1 protein-coding gene is annotated in these 1,596 nt (G+C 37.7%); it reads left to right on the forward strand.

What is annotated here, in order from left to right:
• Positions 1 to 1,322 (forward strand): hypothetical protein (locus VB654_RS17245; protein WP_323215042.1); only part of this gene is annotated, 1,322 nt, incomplete at its 5' end.
• Between the last annotated feature and the right edge of the window lie 274 nt (positions 1,323 to 1,596).

The raw sequence follows: 1,596 nt of genomic DNA on the forward strand, positions 1-1,596 counted from the left end.
ATACACTAGGTAGGTTAGTAAGAGGAAGAGAAAACTATGACTTTGATCATGAGGAATATAGAACTGTCTATGCAAATGTATTTTGGAGAATTTACAACTTGGGTTATACCCTAGATACTTTCGGTAATATTGATAATTTCATTGGTCATTATAACTGGAATAAAGGCAATGAAAGTAAAACAGATCGATATGGCAAGAAATATTCTTGGATAGCATTTTATGAATTGGCTGGATTCCGACAGGACAATGACCTTCTAGAGGTATGGGATGAACAAGTACGCTTACGCATTTCCGACGCTGATATAGATCCTAGTTTTCCTGAACAGCTTCAAGAGCATAACCTTGTTTGTGAAGATTTTCTGGGAAATCGTGATATGCCTCTTCACGAATGGATTTTGTCGGGTGGAGTTCCAGATGTTAAATCATATTTAATAGTTGATGAGCTTTTGGGAGAGGAAGAAAGTTGGGTGCTATTAGATGGCTATATTAATCAGGAAGATCCTAAATTTAATCGAGGTAGATTTACTTTTTTGAGATGTTTGATTGTTCAAGCCGAAGAAGCTAGTTCTTTATTACAAAGGTTAGAAAAACAAAATTTAGGAGGAAGGTGGCTACCAGAAATTCAAGAAGATTATTACACTTATGCAGGAGAGATACCTTGGTGTGAGACTTATCCGAAAAATGGGAAGACTGAATTAAGTTTTGAGCTAAATTTTGTCTTTCAGCGAAATGCTCAACCTATATTAGAGGAAGAAGCAAGTACAGTTTTAGACAGTATTAAAGAACTTTTTGAAGCTAACGATTTTGAAGCTATAGAAGTGGCAATACGAAACAATGGATTAGAACTTGTAGAAATAGATGTTGATGACAAAACACATCTTAAAGCAGAGGAAAACTACGAGGTTTTAATTCCTGTGAGAAAGAATACTTGGGAAGATTACCACAGTGAAATTACTCCAGGAAGAAGTGTCGCTATCCCTGCAAAAGAAATTACACAACACCTTAATTTATGCAGTCAACCTCAAACTTACGACCTGTTTGAAACAAATGGTAGACGGGCATCAATCACTTTTCGTCATGGAGAATACTGGGGTTCCTCACAACATTTTACCTACTTACGTAAAGATTTGTTAGAACGTTTTTTAACAGAAACAGATAGTGAGTTGATTTGGCCCATATGGGGTGAGAGAGAATTTCACGGGGATTTAAGCCGGCGCAGTGGTTTTGCAAGTCAGCATGAATACTATAAAGTTTTTCAGGAGATAAAAGCATATAGAGACTTTCATTCAGGAATACATCACGCTCCCGCCGCAGTAGGCTAATATCTCACGAGATGCCAAATCTTGTAAAAATTTGCAGCGAATGTTTCTACTGGCGTAAATCAGCTGTATGTCTATCAAACACACAACAACATAAGTTTCGGGATGGATGCTATTTTCACCCCGTCATGTAGTCACCAACTCTAGGAACAGTCGCAAATTCTCCCTGCCAAGTGTCGGCTACCCCACCGATGGCAGTGGGGGAATATAAAGTAAGTGTATGACTAAAATAGCACAAAAAATGGACGAAGAATTACAGTGGCGAATTGTATCTTTC

It is taken from the genome of Nodularia sp. UHCC 0506, from assembly GCF_034931045.1.
GTDB lineage: Bacteria > Cyanobacteriota > Cyanobacteriia > Cyanobacteriales > Nostocaceae > Nodularia.